The sequence below is a fragment of the Sphingopyxis sp. OAS728 genome (genome assembly GCF_014873485.1).
In the GTDB taxonomy this organism is placed as follows: Bacteria; Pseudomonadota; Alphaproteobacteria; order Sphingomonadales; family Sphingomonadaceae; genus Sphingopyxis.
The window spans coordinates 3651699-3668040 of the sequence record NZ_JADBDT010000001.1 but is presented as its reverse complement, the minus strand read 5'-3'; the positions used below and the strand labels follow the sequence as shown (position 1 = coordinate 3668040).

The 16342-nt window shown below is 65.4% G+C and carries 19 protein-coding genes; 14 read left to right on the top strand and 5 right to left on the bottom strand.

The window, feature by feature from the left end; all coding sequences use genetic code 11:
* The first annotated feature begins 72 nt into the window (after window positions 1–72).
* From GGC65_RS17475 to GGC65_RS17435, 9 genes are all read left to right on the top strand, one after another.
* Complete coding sequence (locus GGC65_RS17475; RefSeq protein ID WP_318780184.1) at window positions 73–435, top strand: response regulator transcription factor; 363 nt, start codon at window positions 73–75, stop codon at window positions 433–435.
* On the top strand, window positions 429–1118 hold the full coding sequence (locus GGC65_RS17470; protein ID WP_192648322.1) for a response regulator transcription factor: 690 nt from the start codon (window positions 429–431) through the stop codon (window positions 1116–1118). Before GGC65_RS17475 ends, GGC65_RS17470 begins: the two co-directional genes overlap by 7 nt.
* Window positions 1119–1234: 116 nt before the next feature.
* On the top strand, window positions 1235–1384 hold the full coding sequence (locus GGC65_RS17465; RefSeq protein WP_192648321.1) for a hypothetical protein: 150 nt from the start codon (window positions 1235–1237) through the stop codon (window positions 1382–1384).
* A gap of 112 nt (window positions 1385–1496) precedes the next feature.
* Window positions 1497–2318: an alpha/beta fold hydrolase gene (locus GGC65_RS17460; RefSeq protein ID WP_225940879.1), complete on the top strand. Its 822-nt coding sequence runs from the start codon at window positions 1497–1499 to the stop codon at window positions 2316–2318.
* A gap of 86 nt (window positions 2319–2404) precedes the next feature.
* Window positions 2405–2842, top strand: coding sequence for a nuclear transport factor 2 family protein (locus GGC65_RS17455; protein WP_225940878.1), 438 nt, complete (start codon window positions 2405–2407; stop codon window positions 2840–2842).
* Window positions 2843–2851: 9 nt separating this feature from the next.
* The gene (locus tag GGC65_RS17450) at window positions 2852–3943 is read left to right on the top strand and encodes a Gfo/Idh/MocA family protein (protein ID WP_192648319.1); all 1092 of its coding nucleotides are present in this window, start codon (window positions 2852–2854) and stop codon (window positions 3941–3943) included.
* 17 nt (window positions 3944–3960) lie between these two features.
* Window positions 3961–4926 carry a quinone oxidoreductase family protein gene (locus GGC65_RS17445; protein WP_192648318.1) on the top strand — a complete coding sequence of 322 codons (966 nt, stop codon included), beginning with the start codon at window positions 3961–3963 and terminating at the stop codon, window positions 4924–4926.
* Window positions 4927–5146: 220 nt separating this feature from the next.
* Window positions 5147–5581 (top strand): DsrE family protein, encoded by a 435-nt coding sequence (locus tag GGC65_RS17440; RefSeq protein ID WP_192648317.1) that lies wholly within the window; start codon window positions 5147–5149, stop codon window positions 5579–5581.
* 14 nt (window positions 5582–5595) lie between these two features.
* Window positions 5596–6591 carry a zinc-dependent alcohol dehydrogenase family protein gene (locus GGC65_RS17435; RefSeq protein WP_225940877.1) on the top strand — a complete coding sequence of 332 codons (996 nt, stop codon included), beginning with the start codon at window positions 5596–5598 and terminating at the stop codon, window positions 6589–6591.
* A gap of 101 nt (window positions 6592–6692) precedes the next feature.
* On the opposite strand, the gene GGC65_RS17430 is transcribed toward GGC65_RS17435, so the two are convergent.
* The 5 genes from GGC65_RS17430 to GGC65_RS17410 all read right to left on the bottom strand — a co-directional run bounded on the left by GGC65_RS17430 (window position 6693) and on the right by GGC65_RS17410 (window position 12397).
* The gene (locus tag GGC65_RS17430) at window positions 6693–7481 is read right to left on the bottom strand and encodes an alpha/beta fold hydrolase (protein ID WP_192648316.1); all 789 of its coding nucleotides are present in this window, start codon (window positions 7479–7481) and stop codon (window positions 6693–6695) included.
* 19 nt (window positions 7482–7500) lie between these two features.
* Window positions 7501–8178: a sensor histidine kinase gene (locus GGC65_RS17425; protein WP_192648315.1), complete on the bottom strand. Its 678-nt coding sequence runs from the start codon at window positions 8176–8178 to the stop codon at window positions 7501–7503.
* A gap of 72 nt (window positions 8179–8250) precedes the next feature.
* Window positions 8251–8550 (bottom strand): tautomerase family protein, encoded by a 300-nt coding sequence (locus tag GGC65_RS17420; protein ID WP_192648314.1) that lies wholly within the window; start codon window positions 8548–8550, stop codon window positions 8251–8253.
* 122 nt (window positions 8551–8672) lie between these two features.
* Window positions 8673–9299, bottom strand: a complete 627-nt coding sequence (locus GGC65_RS17415) for a response regulator (protein ID WP_192648313.1) — start codon at window positions 9297–9299, stop codon at window positions 8673–8675.
* The gene (locus tag GGC65_RS17410; RefSeq protein ID WP_192648312.1) at window positions 9296–12397 is read right to left on the bottom strand and encodes a two-component regulator propeller domain-containing protein; all 3102 of its coding nucleotides are present in this window, start codon (window positions 12395–12397) and stop codon (window positions 9296–9298) included. Before GGC65_RS17410 ends, GGC65_RS17415 begins: the two co-directional genes overlap by 4 nt.
* Window positions 12398–12585: 188 nt before the next feature.
* On the opposite strand from GGC65_RS17410, the gene GGC65_RS17405 reads away from it, so the two are divergent.
* The 5 genes from GGC65_RS17405 (at window position 12586) to GGC65_RS17385 (ending at window position 16325) form a co-directional block, all read left to right on the top strand.
* The gene (locus GGC65_RS17405) at window positions 12586–12921 is read left to right on the top strand and encodes a hypothetical protein (RefSeq protein WP_192648311.1); all 336 of its coding nucleotides are present in this window, start codon (window positions 12586–12588) and stop codon (window positions 12919–12921) included.
* A 227-nt stretch (window positions 12922–13148) separates the two neighbouring features.
* On the top strand, window positions 13149–13940 hold the full coding sequence (locus tag GGC65_RS17400; RefSeq protein WP_192648310.1) for a response regulator transcription factor: 792 nt from the start codon (window positions 13149–13151) through the stop codon (window positions 13938–13940).
* Between the two features lie 158 nt (window positions 13941–14098).
* Entirely contained in the window at window positions 14099–14923 is an 825-nt protein-coding gene (locus GGC65_RS17395) for an alpha/beta fold hydrolase (RefSeq protein WP_192649594.1), read from the top strand.
* 54 nt (window positions 14924–14977) lie between these two features.
* A complete protein-coding gene (locus tag GGC65_RS17390; RefSeq protein ID WP_192648309.1) occupies window positions 14978–15892 on the top strand; it encodes an SDR family NAD(P)-dependent oxidoreductase in 915 nt (304 codons plus the stop codon).
* An 88-nt stretch (window positions 15893–15980) separates the two neighbouring features.
* Window positions 15981–16325: a DUF983 domain-containing protein gene (locus GGC65_RS17385; protein WP_318780183.1), complete on the top strand. Its 345-nt coding sequence runs from the start codon at window positions 15981–15983 to the stop codon at window positions 16323–16325.
* Window positions 16326–16342 lie beyond the last annotated feature (17 nt).

The window sequence follows — 16342 nt, the reverse complement described above, 5'->3', positions numbered from 1 at the left end:
CATCATCCTTAGGTATGATGGCGGCGGGGCCACGCAGCTGCTGTTGCGGAGGCTCCTGTCAGGAGAAGTGACGTGCCGAGTAATTTGGTGGGCGTCGTCGACGACGATGAAGATGTCCGCACCAGCATCGAAAGCCTGCTGCGTTCGGCGGGCTATCGCCCGTTCTGCTTTCGCAGCGCGGAAAGCTTCCTTGCCTCGTCCCACCGCGACATCATCGACTGCCTTCTCACCGACTTCAACATGCCCGGGCTGAACGGCCTCGAACTCCACCGGAAGATCGCGCGCGACCGGCCGTCGCTGCCGGTGATCCTCATGACGGCCTTTCCGACCGACGTCGTCCGCCGGGACGCCGAGGACCAGGGCGTGGCCGGCTTCTTCGTGAAGCCGATCGACGGCGACCTTCTCATCGACAAGCTGGAGGATGTGTTATGCTGATCAGGCAAAACCGCGGCGGCGCCGACACGGCGTGCGAAAACGCGCCGCCGCTGCCGCCGCTCGTGTGCGTGCTCGACGACGATCCCGACATCCGCGGCAGCATCGAGAGCCTGCTCCGCTCGGAGGGGTTCTCGGTCCAGACCTACGCCTCCACCTCGGAATTCGTCATGTGCGAGAGTGTCGATCGTGCGGCGTGCCTGCTTCTCGACATCAACCTCGGCGATGCCAACGGCCTCGACTTCCAGGAAGAGCTCGCCGGCAACGAGATCGCCGTGCCGGTCATCCTGATGAGCGGCTATGGCGACATCCCGATGACCGTGCGCGGCATGCGCGCGGGCGCGCTCGATTTCCTCGCCAAGCCGCTTTCGGACGATGTGCTTCTCGCAGCCGTATCGGATGCAATCCGCAAGGACGAAGTGCGGCGCGCCGCGAGCGCGGCGCTCGACGGCACCCGCCAGCGTTATAACGCCCTCACCAACCGCGAACGTGAAATCATGGGACTGGTGACCGCCGGCCTGATGAACAAGCAGATCGCCGCGCGTCTCGGGCTCAGCGAGATCACGGTGAAGATCCACCGCGGAAACATGACCCGCAAGATGCAGGCCGACTCGCTCGCCGACCTCGTCCGGATGGCAGAGGAACTGGGCGCGCGCGAGGCATCGGCGAGCCGCTTCAACCGCTGATCCTGCGCAGGGCGTCAGGGCCGTCCAGTCATACCAAGATGTGAATCATCATGGCGCGCGGCGATCCTATCTTCGCTCCGCAAGCGGCACAGCCGTGTCCGCCGTGGAGACCGATCATGTCGAAATCCGATACCGCAAGCCAGCGCCCCGACGCCGAAGCCGCGCCGACACCCGATCCGCGTGCCGTGACCGAGGAACGCATCGATCATGCGCTCGAAGACAGTTTTCCGGCGAGCGACCCGCCCGCGGCGAACATCTTCGACTGAGCCGGCCGCGCCATAATTAAAACCTAAGAATGATGGGAAGCGTGTCCTCGCGACCCGAAAATGCTCCCGCCAATCCCGCGAAATCTCTCGCGCATGAGCAAGGAGTAGGATCATGAGCTTCATCAAGACCCCCGACGGCGTGTCGATCTACTACAAGGATCTCGGCGCCGGCCAGCCCGTCCTTTTCTGCCATGGCTGGCCGCTCTCGGCCGATGCCTGGGACAGCCAGATGCAGTTTCTCGGCGAACGCGGTTATCGCGTCATCGCGCATGATCGCCGCAGCCATGGCCGCTCCGACCAGGTCTGGGACGGCAACGACATGGGCCATTATGCCGACGACCTCGCAGCGCTGATCGAGACGCTCGACCTTCGCGACATCATTCTCGTCGGCCACTCGACGGGCGGCGGCGAAGTCGCCCACTATATTGGCCGTCACGGCACCAGCCGCGTTGCCAAGGCGGTTCTGATCAGCGCCGTGCCGCCGGTCATGCTGCAAAGCGAGACCAATCCCAACGGGACGCCGCTCGCGGCCTTCGACGACATCAGGGCCGCGCTGCTCGACAACCGCAGCCAGTTCTACAAGGATCTGACGACGCCCTTCTTCGGCTACAACCGCGCCGGAGCGGCGATTTCGGAAGGCACCCGCGACCATTTCTGGCTGCAGGGCATGATGGGCGGCCTCAAGGGCCAATATGACTGCGTCCATGAATTTTCCGAGGTCGACTATAGCGAAGACCTGAAGCGGATGACGATCCCGACGCTGGTTCTCCACGGTTCGGACGACCAGATCGTCCCGATCGATGCCTCGGCGCGGCTCTCGGTGGGCCTCCTCCCGCAGGGCCAGCTCAAGATTTACAAAGGCGGCCCGCACGGCATGCCGATCACGATGAAGGAGCAGGTCAACGCCGACCTCCTCGCCTTCATCGAGAGCTGACCCGAACCCGAAGGGCAGCGCCGACCCGTACAACGCGGGCGGCGCCTGCTCCGGCTTTTCTCCCCTCCAGACGCAGGAACAAAATGATGACGACAAAAAGCCCGGCCGACGAAATAGCAGCGGCGAAAGCCCGCTACTGCCGCTTCATCGACACCAAGCAGTGGGAGGCCTTCGCGGGGCTTCTCGCCGAAGCGCCGAAGATACGCATGTTCGGCCCCGACGGCGATCTCCTGTTCGCCTTCGACGAGCGCGAGGCATTCGTCGCCCTGTCGAGCCAGTTTCTCGCAAAGGGCCGCTCGATCCACCAGATCCATAACGCCGAGATTGACGAACTCCCCGACGGCCGCGTGGCCGCGGTCTGGTCGATGGAAGACGTCATCGTCTTCCCCGACGCAGCTCCCGACGAGACCGCGCGGATGAACGGCTACGGCCATTATCACGAAATCTGGGAGCGTGGTCCGGACGGCTGGCGCATCGCCGAGCTCGAGCTGCGCCGCACCATCCTCGACATCAGCCAGGCATAGGAATTCATCATGACCAAGGATCGTATCAACGTCGGCATCATCGGCGTTCACCCCGACAAGGGCTGGGCAAGCACGGCCCATGTCCCCGCCCTGCTTCAGCTTCCCCAATATCGCATCGCCGCCGTCAGCCATCACAGCGCCGAGGTCGCCGCGGCGGCTGCCGCCAAATATGGCGTCGACCATGCGTTCGGCTCCGCCGACGAGCTGGTGGCCCAGGGCGACGTCGATCTTGTCGTCGTCGCTGTGAAGGTGCTCGAGCACCGCGATCTCGTCGCGAAGGCGGCGGCTGCCGGAAAGGCGGTCTTTTCGGAATGGCCGCTCGGGACGAGCCTCGCCGAGGCGTCTGCGATGCGCGATCTCACAGCGCAGCATGGCGTCCGCACCGCCATCGGTCTCCAGACCCGCGCCATCCCGGCCTTCGCCTATCTGCGAGACCTCATTGCCGAAGGCTATGTCGGCAAGCCGCTCTCGGCGACGATGATCGGCTCGGGCATCGTCTGGGGCGAGACGCTGAGCGAGGGCTTCGCCTATACGCTCGATCCGGCAAGCGGCGCGGCCATGCTGAACGTGCCGTTCGCGCACTCGCTCGACGGCCTTCTGCATGCTCTTGGCAGCGAGTTCGATACGCTGTCGGCGGTGCTCGGCACCGCACGCCCCACCATCCGCATCGAGGAGACCGGCGCCGAAGTCCCGATGACCGTCGCCGACCAGGTGATGGTCGCGGGCCGGCTCGGCAATGGCGCAGCGCTTTCGGCGCATTTCCGTGGCGGCCTGTCGCGCGGCACCAATTTCCTCGTCGAGATCAACGGCACCGCCGGCGATCTTATCCTGACCGCGCCCGTCGGATATGTCGGGATCGGCGACTTCGAACTGCGCGGTGCGCGCGGCGAAGAGACCCTCCACGCCCTCGAAATTCCCGAGCGCTATGGCGCGACGCGTTTCGAGGCCGGCCCGGCGCAGAGCGTCGCCCTCGCCTATGAACGGCTTGCCTCGGACATGCTCGGGGGGACGTCGCTTGCCCCAAGCTTCGACGATGCCGTCGCACTTCACCGGTTGATCGACACGATCGCGCAGCGCGGCAGCGCCGTCGGCGCGGCCTGAGAGCAAGGAGACAAGATATGAAAGCGATTGTCGTTCGCGCCTTCGGCGGCCCCGAAGCACTTGGGATCGAAGAAGCCGAGCTGCCCTCGCCGGGCGCCGGTGAAGCACTGGTCTCGGTCAGCGCCGCCGGCGTCAATTTCATGGATACCGGAACACGCCGGGGCCTGACGCCGGGCAAGTCGGCTCCGGTCGTGCCCGGGGTCGAAGGCGCCGGCACCGTGCTGGCGGTCGGGCCGAGGGTCGTCGACATTCGACCCGGCGACCGTGTCGCCTGGTACTTCGCCTGGGGGAGCTATGCCGAACAGCTCATTGCCCCGGCCGACCAGCTGGTCCCCCTCCCTGACGATCTCGCGTTCGAAGATGGCGCGGGCATCATGATGCAGGGCCTCACCGCGAGCAATCTGGTGTTCGAAAGCCACCCCGTGAAACCAGGTGACGTCGCACTCGTTCATGCGGCTTCGGGAGGCGTCGGCCTGCTACTCACGCAGATGATCAAGCTACTCGGCGGCGAGGTGATCGCGCGCGTATCGAGCGAGGCAAAGGTGTCGCTCGCGCGCGAGGCCGGCGCCGATCATGTGCTCGTGGGGCGCGGCGACGAGATCGGCGACAAGGTGCGAGGGATTACCGGCGGCCGCGGCGTCGACGTCGTTTATGACGGCACCGGCGCCGAGAGCTTTGGCACCTCGCTCGACCTCGTCGACTATCATGGCACGCTCGCGCTGTTCGGGCCGCTCATGGAGCCGCTGCCGCCGATAGATCCCTTCTCGATCCCGAAGAGCATCAAGATCACCTACCCGGTGGTCATGCACCATGTCCGCACGCGCGACGCGCTGCTCGCGCGGTCGCGACAGCTGTTCGACTGGATGCGATCGGGCCAGCTCCGCCTCCATGTCGGGCAGAGCTATCCACTCGCTGCCGCGTCGGATGCCCACCGCGACATCGAGTCGCGACGTTCGACAGGCAAGCTCCTGTTGACACCCTGACACGGCGGCGGCGGCCCGCCCAGCCCCAGGCGTCCTCCCAAGGCCCCGCCCCCGTGCGCCCCCGGCAGCCCTCCCTGCCGGGGGCGATCGCGTCGTCAGGACCTTCCGAATCCGAAACCAACGTATGAATTTTCCCGGGCGGGGAAGAGCATATTCTCGTCGGGCAAGACAAATTCTCCCCTCCGGTCCGCACCGGCCCGGACAGCGAAAGGAAATCATCATGTCGGACGCAAGGCTCCTTACCATCGATATTCCCGTCAAGCTCGCCGAGGTGAAATCGGTCCACAGTATCGGAGGCCTTGCCTTCGAAGGCGACCTGCCGGCCGCGCTGTTTCACCTGGGACTTATCACGGCGGACATCGCCGACTGGGGCGCTGCCTCGGAGGTGATCACGGTCTTCCATACCAATGCCGGGCATGTGGCGCTGCACGACGATGCCTATAATGCGTCGCGCAACATCGCGACGGGCAATCCCTACAAGCAGCTTGTCGCCGACCTCCAGGCGGCGGGCGTCCAGATGGAATTGTGCGGCGCGACGGCCAAGGCGAACGGCTGGGTCAATGCCGATCTTCTGCCGGGCATCTGGATCAACCTCGATGCGATGGCCCGGACGATCCAGCTCGTCCAGCAGGGCTTCGTCAAAATCACCGAATGAAAAAGGAAATCATCATGACCAAGACTCCCATGCGGGCTTTGATTCTCGATGAGGCAAATGCGCCCTTCCGGTCGGTGCTGACCGAGCGTCCCGTGCTCGGAAGCGGCCAGGTATTGGTGCGGGTGCATGCGAGCGGCGTGAACCCGCTCGACACGAAAATCCGCGCCGGTCAGGCGGCACATGCGCGGCACAGCTTCCCCGGCATTCTCGGCATGGACCTTGCCGGGGTGGTTGAGGAAGTCGGCCCCGACGTCACGGGCTTTCGGCCCGGTGACGAGGTGTGGGGCATGACCGGCGGCGTCGGTAACGTCCAGGGCTCGCTCGCCGAATATGCGGCGGTGGACGCCGCGCTGCTTGCCCGCAAGCCGGCCAACATCTCGATGCGCGAGGCGGCCGCCCTGCCGCTCGTCACGATTACCGCCTGGGAAGGGCTGGTCGACCGGGCCAGGGTCAGCGCCGGCCAGACGGTTCTCGTACTTGGCGGTGCCGGCGGCGTCGGCCATGTCGCGGTCCAGATCGCCCTCGCCCGCGGGGCAAAGGTCTTCGCGGTCGACCACGCAAGCCGCGCCGACTATTTGACCTCGCTCGGCGCGGTCCCGATCGACCGCGAGGAACCGGTCGCGGACTATGTCGAGCGGCTGACTGGCGGCACCGGGTTCGATCTCGTCTATGACACGGTCGGCGGGCCGGTTCTCGACACCGCCTTCGTCGCGGTCAAGCGCTTCGGGCATGTCGTGAGCTGCCTTGGCTGGGGCACCCACGCGCTCGCGCCGCTGTCTTTCCGGGCTGCGACCTATTCGGGCGTCTTCACGCTCCTGCCACTCCTCAGCGGCGAAGGCCGCGCCCATCATGGCGAGATCATGGCCGAAGCGACGCAGCTGGTTGAAGCGGGAAAGCTGGTACCCCGGCTCGACCCGCGTCGCTTCACGCTCGACGAAGCCGCCGATGCGCATGCCGCGATTGCCGACCGTTCGGCGCAGGGCAAGCTTGTGATCGACGTCGCGCTCTGATCGAGATAAACGCGCTGCAAGGCCGGGCGATCGAACGATCGTCCGGCCTTGTCATATCCTTGGCGCAAATCGGGATACCGGCGGTTCGGGCATATTTGCCGTCAGAGCGATTCCACGAATTCAGCCGTGAGCCGCAAGACTTCGTCGGGCATCTCCCGGTGCGGCATGTGATGACAATCCTTCAGCAGCACCGCCTCGGCGCGCGCGCCTGCCAGCGCGGCAATCCGGTCGGGATGGGCACGCGGGCCATATTCGTCATGATCGCCGTGGAGCGCCAATATCGGGCTCCGCAGGCGGCGCAGATCATCGTCGAGCGTCCAGTCGGCCCTGTCGGGCGACAGCCATGTTTCGATCCACGCATCGAGAACCCATCGCGCCTTGTCGCCATGATATCTTGCGAGACGTTCGATCTGGCCCTCCGCCTGAAAGGCAATCCGGGCCCTCTCGATGCCCGATATGGTTCGGTCTTCGACAAAGGCCTGCGCGGCGAGCGTGATCACCCCAGCCGTCTCGTCGGCGAACGCGGCTCCCGCCGCGACCGCCATACCTCCGCCGACGCTGTGACCGAACAGGATCATCCGGTCGATCGAAAGCGCGTCGCGAATAAAGCGAAGCGCCGATACCGCCTCGTCCCGCACGAAATCCGGCGCAAGGAGCCGGGGGTTTGCATCAGACCGCCCGAAGCCCAGCCGGTCGTAAGCGATCACCCGCAGTCCCGTGGCCTCTGCAATCCGCGCCGGAAAATCGCGCCACTGATCGACCGAGCCCAGGCTGTCGTGGAACATGATGATGCACTGGTCGCCGTGCACGGCCTCGAGGCGCCATTCCCGCACGAACAGCTTGCCGGCGGGTGCCGGGATCAAGGTTTCGGTGGAGGTCAGCTTTGTCATCGCGGCCGGCGCAAAAGTCTCATTGACGAAGCCACATGTCGAGATCCGCCTCGAGGATGAAAACGGTGCCGGGCTTGGCATCCTGATAGAAATATCGGCCGCCGAGCTTGCGCGCCATTGCGTCGATCACCCGCGTTCCGAGGCCAGGTGACTCTGCGCTCTCCTTTGCTGATCGACCGCAGCCGAAGTCCCTCACCTCGAGACAAAATTTGCCATCGGAGCGGCGAGCAAGATCGATCAGAACCTTGCCGCACTCACCCGGCTCATATCCGTGTTTCCAGGCATTGAGCACGAGCTCGGTCACCAGGACTCCGACGGCCGTCGCCTGTTCGGCGCCGACATGAACCTCCGCCGCCGTAACCTGAAGCGCGCGATCCGGCCGGACGGGCGATGACCCTTCCTCCAGGCCCAGCGCAAGTTCGTCGAGATAGGAGGCCAGTTCGATGTGACGCGCGGAGCGCGATGTGTAGAGCTGACGATGAACGGCCGAGATAGCAACTATCCGCCGGGAAGCCGATCCAAGTGCTTCTGCAATATCCTCATTGCCACTGTCTCGCGCCTGCAGACCGAGAAGCGCGCCAAGCATCTGGAGGCTGTTCGCGATCCGATGATCGGCCTCGCAGTGCGATGGCACGGCAAGCGGCGGCAGAATTTCCGCAGCGGCTGCAACGCGGGCGGCTTCGCAGGATGAAGGCATGATGAGAACCCCCTCTGGGTGGAAGCGGCGGACCGGCTGGGCCCGCCGCCTCCTGGTAGCGCCGGGCGCGCGTCAGCTCGCGGGGGGCAGCTGCGCGGCGAATTCGGCGCGGGTCTTCGGCTGACCGTCGATCATCTCGACGATCGCCTTCGACTTCTCGAGCGATTGCATGAGCGATGCGGGCCCCGCGAACGGGCGTCCGCCGATGTGCCACCCGTCGGTGTGCAGTTCCTCGATGAGAACCCAGACAACTTCGCGAAACGCCTCCGATCCTTCGAACCGGACCATGACGTCGGTGAGGGCCTTGGCCATTTCATGCTTCTGCTCGGGGGTAAAGACACCGTCGACGAGCTTGACGTTCACAAAGGGCATGATTGATCCTTCCTGGTCTGAGCTGCGGGGGCAGCCGTTCGTGCCAGGCGAATTTCCCTCACATCACCCGGGATCGGTAGTCATGCCTTGGTATGAGTTCGCGCGGCCGGGTAGCTGCCTTCCTAGAGCGAGATGATGCCCCGCCGGAGCGCGGTCGTGACCGCTTGCGTCCGGTCGGTAACGTCGAGTTTCGAGAAGATGCTGCGCAGATGGGCTTTCACCGTTTCCTGCGAAACAGAAAGCTCCCATGCGACCATCTTGTTCGCCTTGCCCGCGGCAACCAGTTCGAGAATCGCTATCTCGCGCGGGCTGAGCGGCTCTTCGGCTGCATGGATCGCAATCTCCTGGGCGATATCGACAGGCAGATAGCGGCGTCCCGCGTGCACGGCGCGAATAGTCTCGAGCAATTCCTTGCGAACCGAGCTTTTGAGAAGGAAGCCGCAAGCCCCGGCCTTGAGGGCGCGGACGGCCTGTACGTCGCCCTCATAGGTGGTCAGCACGACAATGCGGGCATTTTCGCTCTCCGCCCTTATCGCAGCGATGGCCTCGAGCCCCGGCATCACCGGCATCTGCAAATCCATCAGCGTGACGTCGGGCCGAAGGTTCCGATGCGCTTCGACCGCCTCGGCTCCATTGGATGCCTCGCCGACGATCTCCATGTCGGGCTCCTGCGCGACGATGGCGGCGATGCCTTCGCGAAGCATGACATGGTCGTCGACGGTAAGAATACGAATGGCTTTACCCGTCATGGCGCTGACCCTCCCTTCCAGGCTCTCCGCAGCCGGTCGAAGAGCGACAGGTCGTAATTCCTGTAGGCGGCGCGCGCCGACAATGTCAGCGCGATTTCGGTTCCCGCCCCTTCGCGGCTCGTGACCGTCAGCCGCCCCCCGACGCGCTCGGCGCGCTCGCGCATGCCCGTCAGTCCGAAATGGCCGCCGCGCCGGGCATCGTCGAGGATCGACGGACGCATGCCGATACCATTGTCGCGCACCGCCAGCAAAAGCTCCTGCGCGCCCCAATGAAGCAGGATCTCGATCCGCGAGGCCTGCGCGTGCTGGACAGCGTTGCGAATCGCCTCCTCGGCGATGCGTTCGACTTCTTCGCGGATCAGGGGGTGGAGCGAGCGCGCGGCCCCTTCGTGCGTCAGTTCGACCCGCGGTCCCCGGGGACCGACGATTTCAGATGCGCGCGCAACGAGCGCGCGGGCCAGATCGGTCTCGGACGGTTCGAGCCTGAGGTCACGGATGCGGGATCGTCCTTCGACGAGCACCGCGTCGGCACGCTCGAGGGCATCGTCGAGCGCGGTGCGGGCGGCAGCGCCTTGCGGCAGGCTGTTCGCGACCGCCTGGAAGCGGAGGACCAGGCCCTGAAAGCCCTGCAATAATGTATCGTGGATCTCGCGGGCAATGCGCTCGCGCTCTTGGATCCGGATGTCGAACCGGGCCTGGAGGCCGCGAGTGACGAGGCGCATCCGGAACCGATAAAGGGCGATGGCGCCGGCCAGGCCGGCAACGAGAAGGAGCAATTTGAAGGCTGTCGTCTGGACGAAGGTCGGGGCGATGCTGAAGGCGAGCGTAGCGCCCTCGCGATTCCAGACACCGTCTTCGTTCGCGGCAATGACGCGGAAGCGATAGTCGCCCGGGCCGAGATTCGTGTAAAAAGCCTGCCGCCGCATACCCGGATTGACCCATTGGTCGTCCTGGCCTTCCAGCTTGTAGCGAATCTGAACCCGCTCGGGCATGCCGAGTGCCAGCGCCGCAAAACCGATCGACAATTGCGAGGTGCCGGCTGGAAGCGTCAGATTGACGGGATCGAGGAAGCGGGTCTTTCGGGTCGTCACCGACCCGATGGCGACACCCGGGGGCCGGGCGTTCGAATGGAGGCGCGCGGGGTCGATCCAGACCGAGCCGGCGTCGGTCGAGGCCCAGAGGCGTCCGTCGCTGGCAGCGACGAGGCCGCGATTGCGCGCGCGCGCGCGCACGTCCGGCAACCCGTCGAGAAAGCCATAGCTGCGCGCGCGGAGAATGACTGCCGGATTGCGAAGCGCACGTTCGACCGCAGCCGTATCGAGGCGGCTCACGCCCATCTCGCCGAAGACCCATGTTTCTGCGGCGCCCATCTGCAAAACGCCCGCGGCCCTTTCGAGCGCGGGGATTTGACGAATGTCGGCGGTCGCAAGACCGCGCTCGTCGAGCCGTCCGAGGCCCCGGTCGTAGCCGAGCCACAGCCCGGTGGGTGCGGGACTGATAGTGCGAACGGCGCCAAGCGCGGGATTTTTCGCCACGTCGTGCAGCTCGGGCAGAGCGCCCCCGAGCCGCGCCACCTTGTTCTTCCCCCACAGCACCCACAGATCGCCTTCGCTGCCCCGCACCATCTGCATCGGCGAAAAGCCTGCGGCGCGATCGGCAGGAAGATTTTGCCATTTGCCGGCATCCCAGCGGTAAAGGCCGCTGCCCGCCGCGCTCATCCAGAGACGGCCCCACCGGTCGAGCCCGCAGTCGAAAATGCCGTCTTCGCGCTCGCTCGGCGGCGCGATCTGGCGGACGACCCCTTCTTTCCAGCTCGTGATCCCGTCTGCGGCGACAATCCATATTGCCCCATCCGGCCCTTCGCAGATCGCTTCCGGTTCGCTGATGCCGGCGACGATCGCGACCGGAGCCCCGCGCGGGGCGACGCGATAAACAGCATCGCGCTGCCCGATATAGATGACGCCGTTGCGGTCGGCGTAGAGGATGTCGCCATATGCGGCCGGTTTGTCGAGGGCCGGCTCGACGATGACATTGGCATTGCGAAAGCGGTCGAGGCCAAGCGCCGTTCCCACCCAGATATTGCCCTCGCGATCTTCAAAAATGTCATGGGTGGTGTCGGAGGTGAGCCCGTCGGCGGCCCGAAATTCCCATGGCGGCGCCTCCGCCGGTACCCCGCCGGGAGGTTCGCGCAACCGCTCGACCCCGTCGCGGCGACGCGCAACCCAGAGATTACCGTCGCGATCGAAAAGGGTCTTTCCGCGGCGACGAAAGGCGTCGCTCGGATAGGCGATTGACGGCGACGCGTCGCCAAGCCGCCCGCCCGGCCCGGTTATCGCCCGGCTTCCACCCTTGTCGGTAATCCAGAGCCGCCCTTCTCGATCGGTGACGATCCGCATCCGCGCACCCGGGCTGGTGAAAAAGGGGTCGAACCGCGCGGCACCGGCCGGCAGCCGGTAAAGCGCGTCATTATACGACGTCCAAAGGGCGCCATCGCCGGTGACGAGCGTATCGTAGCTGCTTTTTCGCGCGCCTCCTGTCGGATCGACACGGCTCCAGCGTCCCTTGGCATAGCGTAGCATCGGCTGTCCGATCTGGCCGATTGCGGCCCAGATCGCCCCGTCCGGTGTCTCGGCGAAGTCGACGACCTGCCCGTTGGTCGGGGGCGAAGGCACGACGACAAGCTTGCCACGCCGATAGATCCGAAAGCGCTCCGACAGGAGATAGCTGACCCAAAGATCGCCGCTGCGCGTGAGGAAGAGCTGCACCGGCGGCCCTTCGATCGCGATGTCGACGCCGCCGTCCATCCGCTCGAAGCGGATTCCGTCGAACCGGTAGAGACCGGCGCCGCTCGACATCCAGAGATAGCCGTCCCGGGTCTGAAGAATGTCGGTGACCGGCGAGGGCGCCCCTTCGGCGCGACCCCATTTCGTGTGAATATACTGATGAATGCTCCGTTCGGGATCGAGAGCAAGCGCCCCCGGTGAACCAAGCGACAGCGCCGCCGCAAGCAGCGACGCGACAACCCGCCAATGGCCTCGCGGCCCCACCGAATGCGACCCGAACTTACCCGGTGGGACCTGTCCTGCGACACGTCCCATCCACGTCTTCCCACTTTGCGCCGCAGAAACGGCCGCAGGTCAGACCAACGGCACGCCGGCGGCGACACCCGAAAGTCTATTCGCCGCATACCCCATTCGACATTATATTACGACATGCGATTGCCTAAGCCGGTCGCATGCGATCGATCGTTTCTTCCTTTCCCGGAGGCGCGGCGGCTCTTGGACTCTTGTTGCTGCGCTTAACGGTCGCCATCCCGCTCCTCGCGAACACACATCGAACCTCCGCACCGGCCTGGGAACTGATCGGCGTCGGCCTGCTCGCCGCGGGACTTCTATGCGGGTTCCGGGCGCGTCTGCTTGCGACCATCTGCTGCCTCGCGGCGCTGACCGACGCAACCGCCGGCGGCATCCTACCGTTGACGGTCCGGATGCTCGACGCATTCGCGCTCGCTTTGCTCGGGCCGGGTTCGTGGTCGGTCGATGCCTTGCTCTTCGGCCGCAAGACGATCGTGGTGCCGGGACGGAGCACGGGATCGGGTCCCGGCACTCCGTCCGACCCGTGACGGTGCGGCCGCCGTCTCAAGACCTCTCCGCCGGCCGCAACGATAACCGATAGATTGGAGTGTTGATCGCAGCTTAGCCCGCGCCGCGGCCTGCTTTTGCCCGCAGAGGGCAACATGCCCGACACCCGCTTTGGGATAGCCTGTCTAGCTTGCATCGGGATGGGCGAGAGGGCCCGGAAAGCAGACTATGGCCTCAGACAGACGCGTCGAGAAGGACCGATTTTCCGATGACTCCCCTGCTCTCCCCCGGCCCCCAGTCCAGGACGCCTCTCCGTCCCCCACTCCGCGGCTATCCTGGACTGGGAGTTGCCCGCCCCGACGCGGCAAGCCTCGTAGCGACGAGCGGACCGTCGTCGCCGCCAGCAGGCGCGCTGGCAGCGGAAGCGGACTCGCTCGTCATCATCGTCGACGGCGATGCGGCGACGCGCGACAGCTTGCTGTGCCGCCTCAGCGGGGCGGGTCATTCCGCTATCGCCTTTTCTTCCTTGTCACGGATGCTCGAGGCCGCGCTCCCCGACTGCGCGACCTGCTATCTCGTCGACGCCTGGCTTCCCGGCGGGTTGGACTTCCAGCAATTTCTGCGCGAGCGCGGCCTCAAGCGCTCGATCGTCTATCTTTCGCGCGGCGGAGATTTTGTCACCGGCATCCGCGCGATGAAGAATGGGGCGGTCGACTTTCTCCTCAAACCCGTCGGCGAGAATGCCCTGCTCGAGGCGGTCGATCTCGGTCTCGACCGGGACCGGGCACGGCGTGAAGCCGAGCGCTCGGCGCGCCAGACGATGGAGCGGGTCGCGAAGCTGACGCCGCGTGAATGGCAGGTCATGGGCGCCGTCGCCTTCGGCAAGCTCAACAAGCAGATCGCCTATGATCTCGGGATCAGCGAGATCACCGTCAAGATCCATCGCGGCAATCTCAAGCGCAAGCTGCGGGCGCGCTCGGTCGGCGAGCTGGTGCGGCTCTGGGAGATGCTCCCCCCCAATCTCAGGAAGTTCAAAACCGAAGGAGGACAAACGACATGACGACCCAACAAGCTTCCGCGCCGACCGCATTTACTGGCTCGCGGCGCGACATCCTGCTCGGCGCGGTCGGCGCATCCGTCGCCGCGACGCTCCCGATTGCCGCCACCGCCGCGCCGGCGGCCGCATCCCATCCCTCGACCCAGAAAGGACGCAAACCCATGGGCAAGATCACCACCAAGGACGGCACCGAAATCTTCTACAAGGATTGGGGCGAGGGTCAGCCGATCGTCTTCCACCATGGCTGGCCGCTGAGCTCGGACGACTGGGACAACCAGATGCTCTACTTCCTCGCGAAGGGTTACCGGGTGATTGCCCACGATCGCCGCGGCCACGGCCGATCCACGCAGACCGACCATGGCAATGATATGGACACCTACGCCGCCGACGTCGCGGAGCTGGTCGCCGCGCTCGATCTCAGAAATGCGATCCATATCGGCCATTCGACCGGCGGCGGCGAAGTCACGCGCTATGTGGCGCGCCATGGCAAAGGGCGCGTCGCCAAGGCGGTGCTCATCAGCGCCATCCCGCCGCTGATGCTCAAGACGCCGAATAATCCCGGCGGCACACCGATCGAGGTGTTCGACGGCTACCGCAGCGCGCTCGCCGCGAACCGGCCGCAATTCTACCTCGATGTGGCGAGCGGACCTTTCTATGGATTCAACCGGCCCGGCGCCAAGATATACGAAGGTCTGATCCGCAACTGGTGGCGCCAGGGTATGATGGGCGGAACCAAGGCGCATTATGACTGCATCAAGGTGTTTTCCGAAACCGACCTCACCGAGGACCTGAAGTTGATCGATGTTCCGACGCTGGTGATGCACAGCGAAGACGACCAGGTCGTTCCCTTCGCGGATTCGGCGCCGCTCGCGGTCAAGCTGCTGAAGGCAGGGACGCTCAAGGTCTACAAGGACCTGCCGCATGGCATGTTCGCCAGCCATCCCGACATCATCAACCCGGACATCGCCGCGTTCCTCAAGCGCTGATGTCCAGCATCCGGGAGGGGCCTCGTGTGAGGCCGCTCCCGGCAAGGAGCAATCATGACCTTTTCGACCCCGTTCAACTTTCACAGCACGGCCGCCGAGGTCGTCCGGGGTGTCGACCTTCACGGGAAGCGCGCGATCGTAACCGGCGGAGCTGCCGGTATCGGTGTCGAGACCTCGCGCGCGCTGGCATCGGCGGGCGCGGCGGTCACCCTCGCCGTTCGCCGGCCGGAAGCTGCCCAGCCCGTTGCCGATGCACTTCGCGCCGCGACCGGCAATGCGGCGATCGACGTCCGGCGGCTCGATCTCGCCGACCTCGGCTCGGTCAAAAGCTTCGCCGACGACTGGCACGGGCCTCTCGACATTCTCGTCAACAACGCCGGGATCATGGCGACGCCCGACCTGCAGAAAACGCCGCAGGGACATGAGCTCCAGTTCGGGACCAACTATCTCGGCCATTTCGCGCTGACCCATTGGCTCCGGCCGGCTCTCGCCGCGGCGAAGGGTGCGCGGGTGGTGTCGCTCAGTTCGAGCGGACACTGGTTCAGCCCGGTGCTCTTCGACGATCTTGCCTTCGACTTCATCCCCTACACGCCGATCAGTGCCTATGGGCAGTCCAAGTCGGCCTGCGCGCTCCTCGCGGTCGCGATAACGAGCCGCTGGAAGGACGATGGCATCGTGTCGAACGCGCTCAACCCGGGTGCGATCGCAACCGGTCTCCAGCAGCATACGGGCGGGCTGCGCACACCGGTAGAACGCAGAAAGACCGTCGAGCAGGGCGCAGCAACGTCGGTCCTCCTTGCAGCCTCCCCCCTGCTCGAAGGCGTCAGCGGGCTCTATTTCGAGGATTGCAACGAGGCACCGCGTATCGTGGCGAGGCCGACGGACTTCAGTGGCGGCGTCGCGGGTTATGCCCTCGACCCCGGCAATGCCGAGCGCCTCTGGGAAACGTCGCTTGCGTTCCTCGCCTGACGATAGCGGATGCGAGGAGCCGCGCGACTGGCGCTGGATATATCGCGTCGGGCTTCGCGGGCTATGCCCCCGCTGCGGCAAGGCAAGCATGTTTCAGGGCTGGCTCAAGATCGAGCATATATGTCCGAGCTGCGGCCTCGATTATGATTTCGCGGCTCCCGACGACGGGCCCGCTTTTTTCGCGCTTTGCTTCGTTGCCTTCCCGCTGCTGTTCCTCGTCGTCGGGTTCGAAGTCATGCTGCGCCCGCCCTGGTGGATCCACCTCCTCGTCTCGCTTCCGCTGATGACCCTCCCCTGCCTTCTCGCTCTTCGGCCGATCAAGGGGTGGCTGGTCGCATCGCAATATGTGAACCGGGCGCAGGAAGCGGGGACCGAGGCCTCATGGGCCGAGCTCAACGCGCGCGTCAGAAGCGGGCGACCAGATCAACGCTAGGCAGCGCCAGCTGGTTA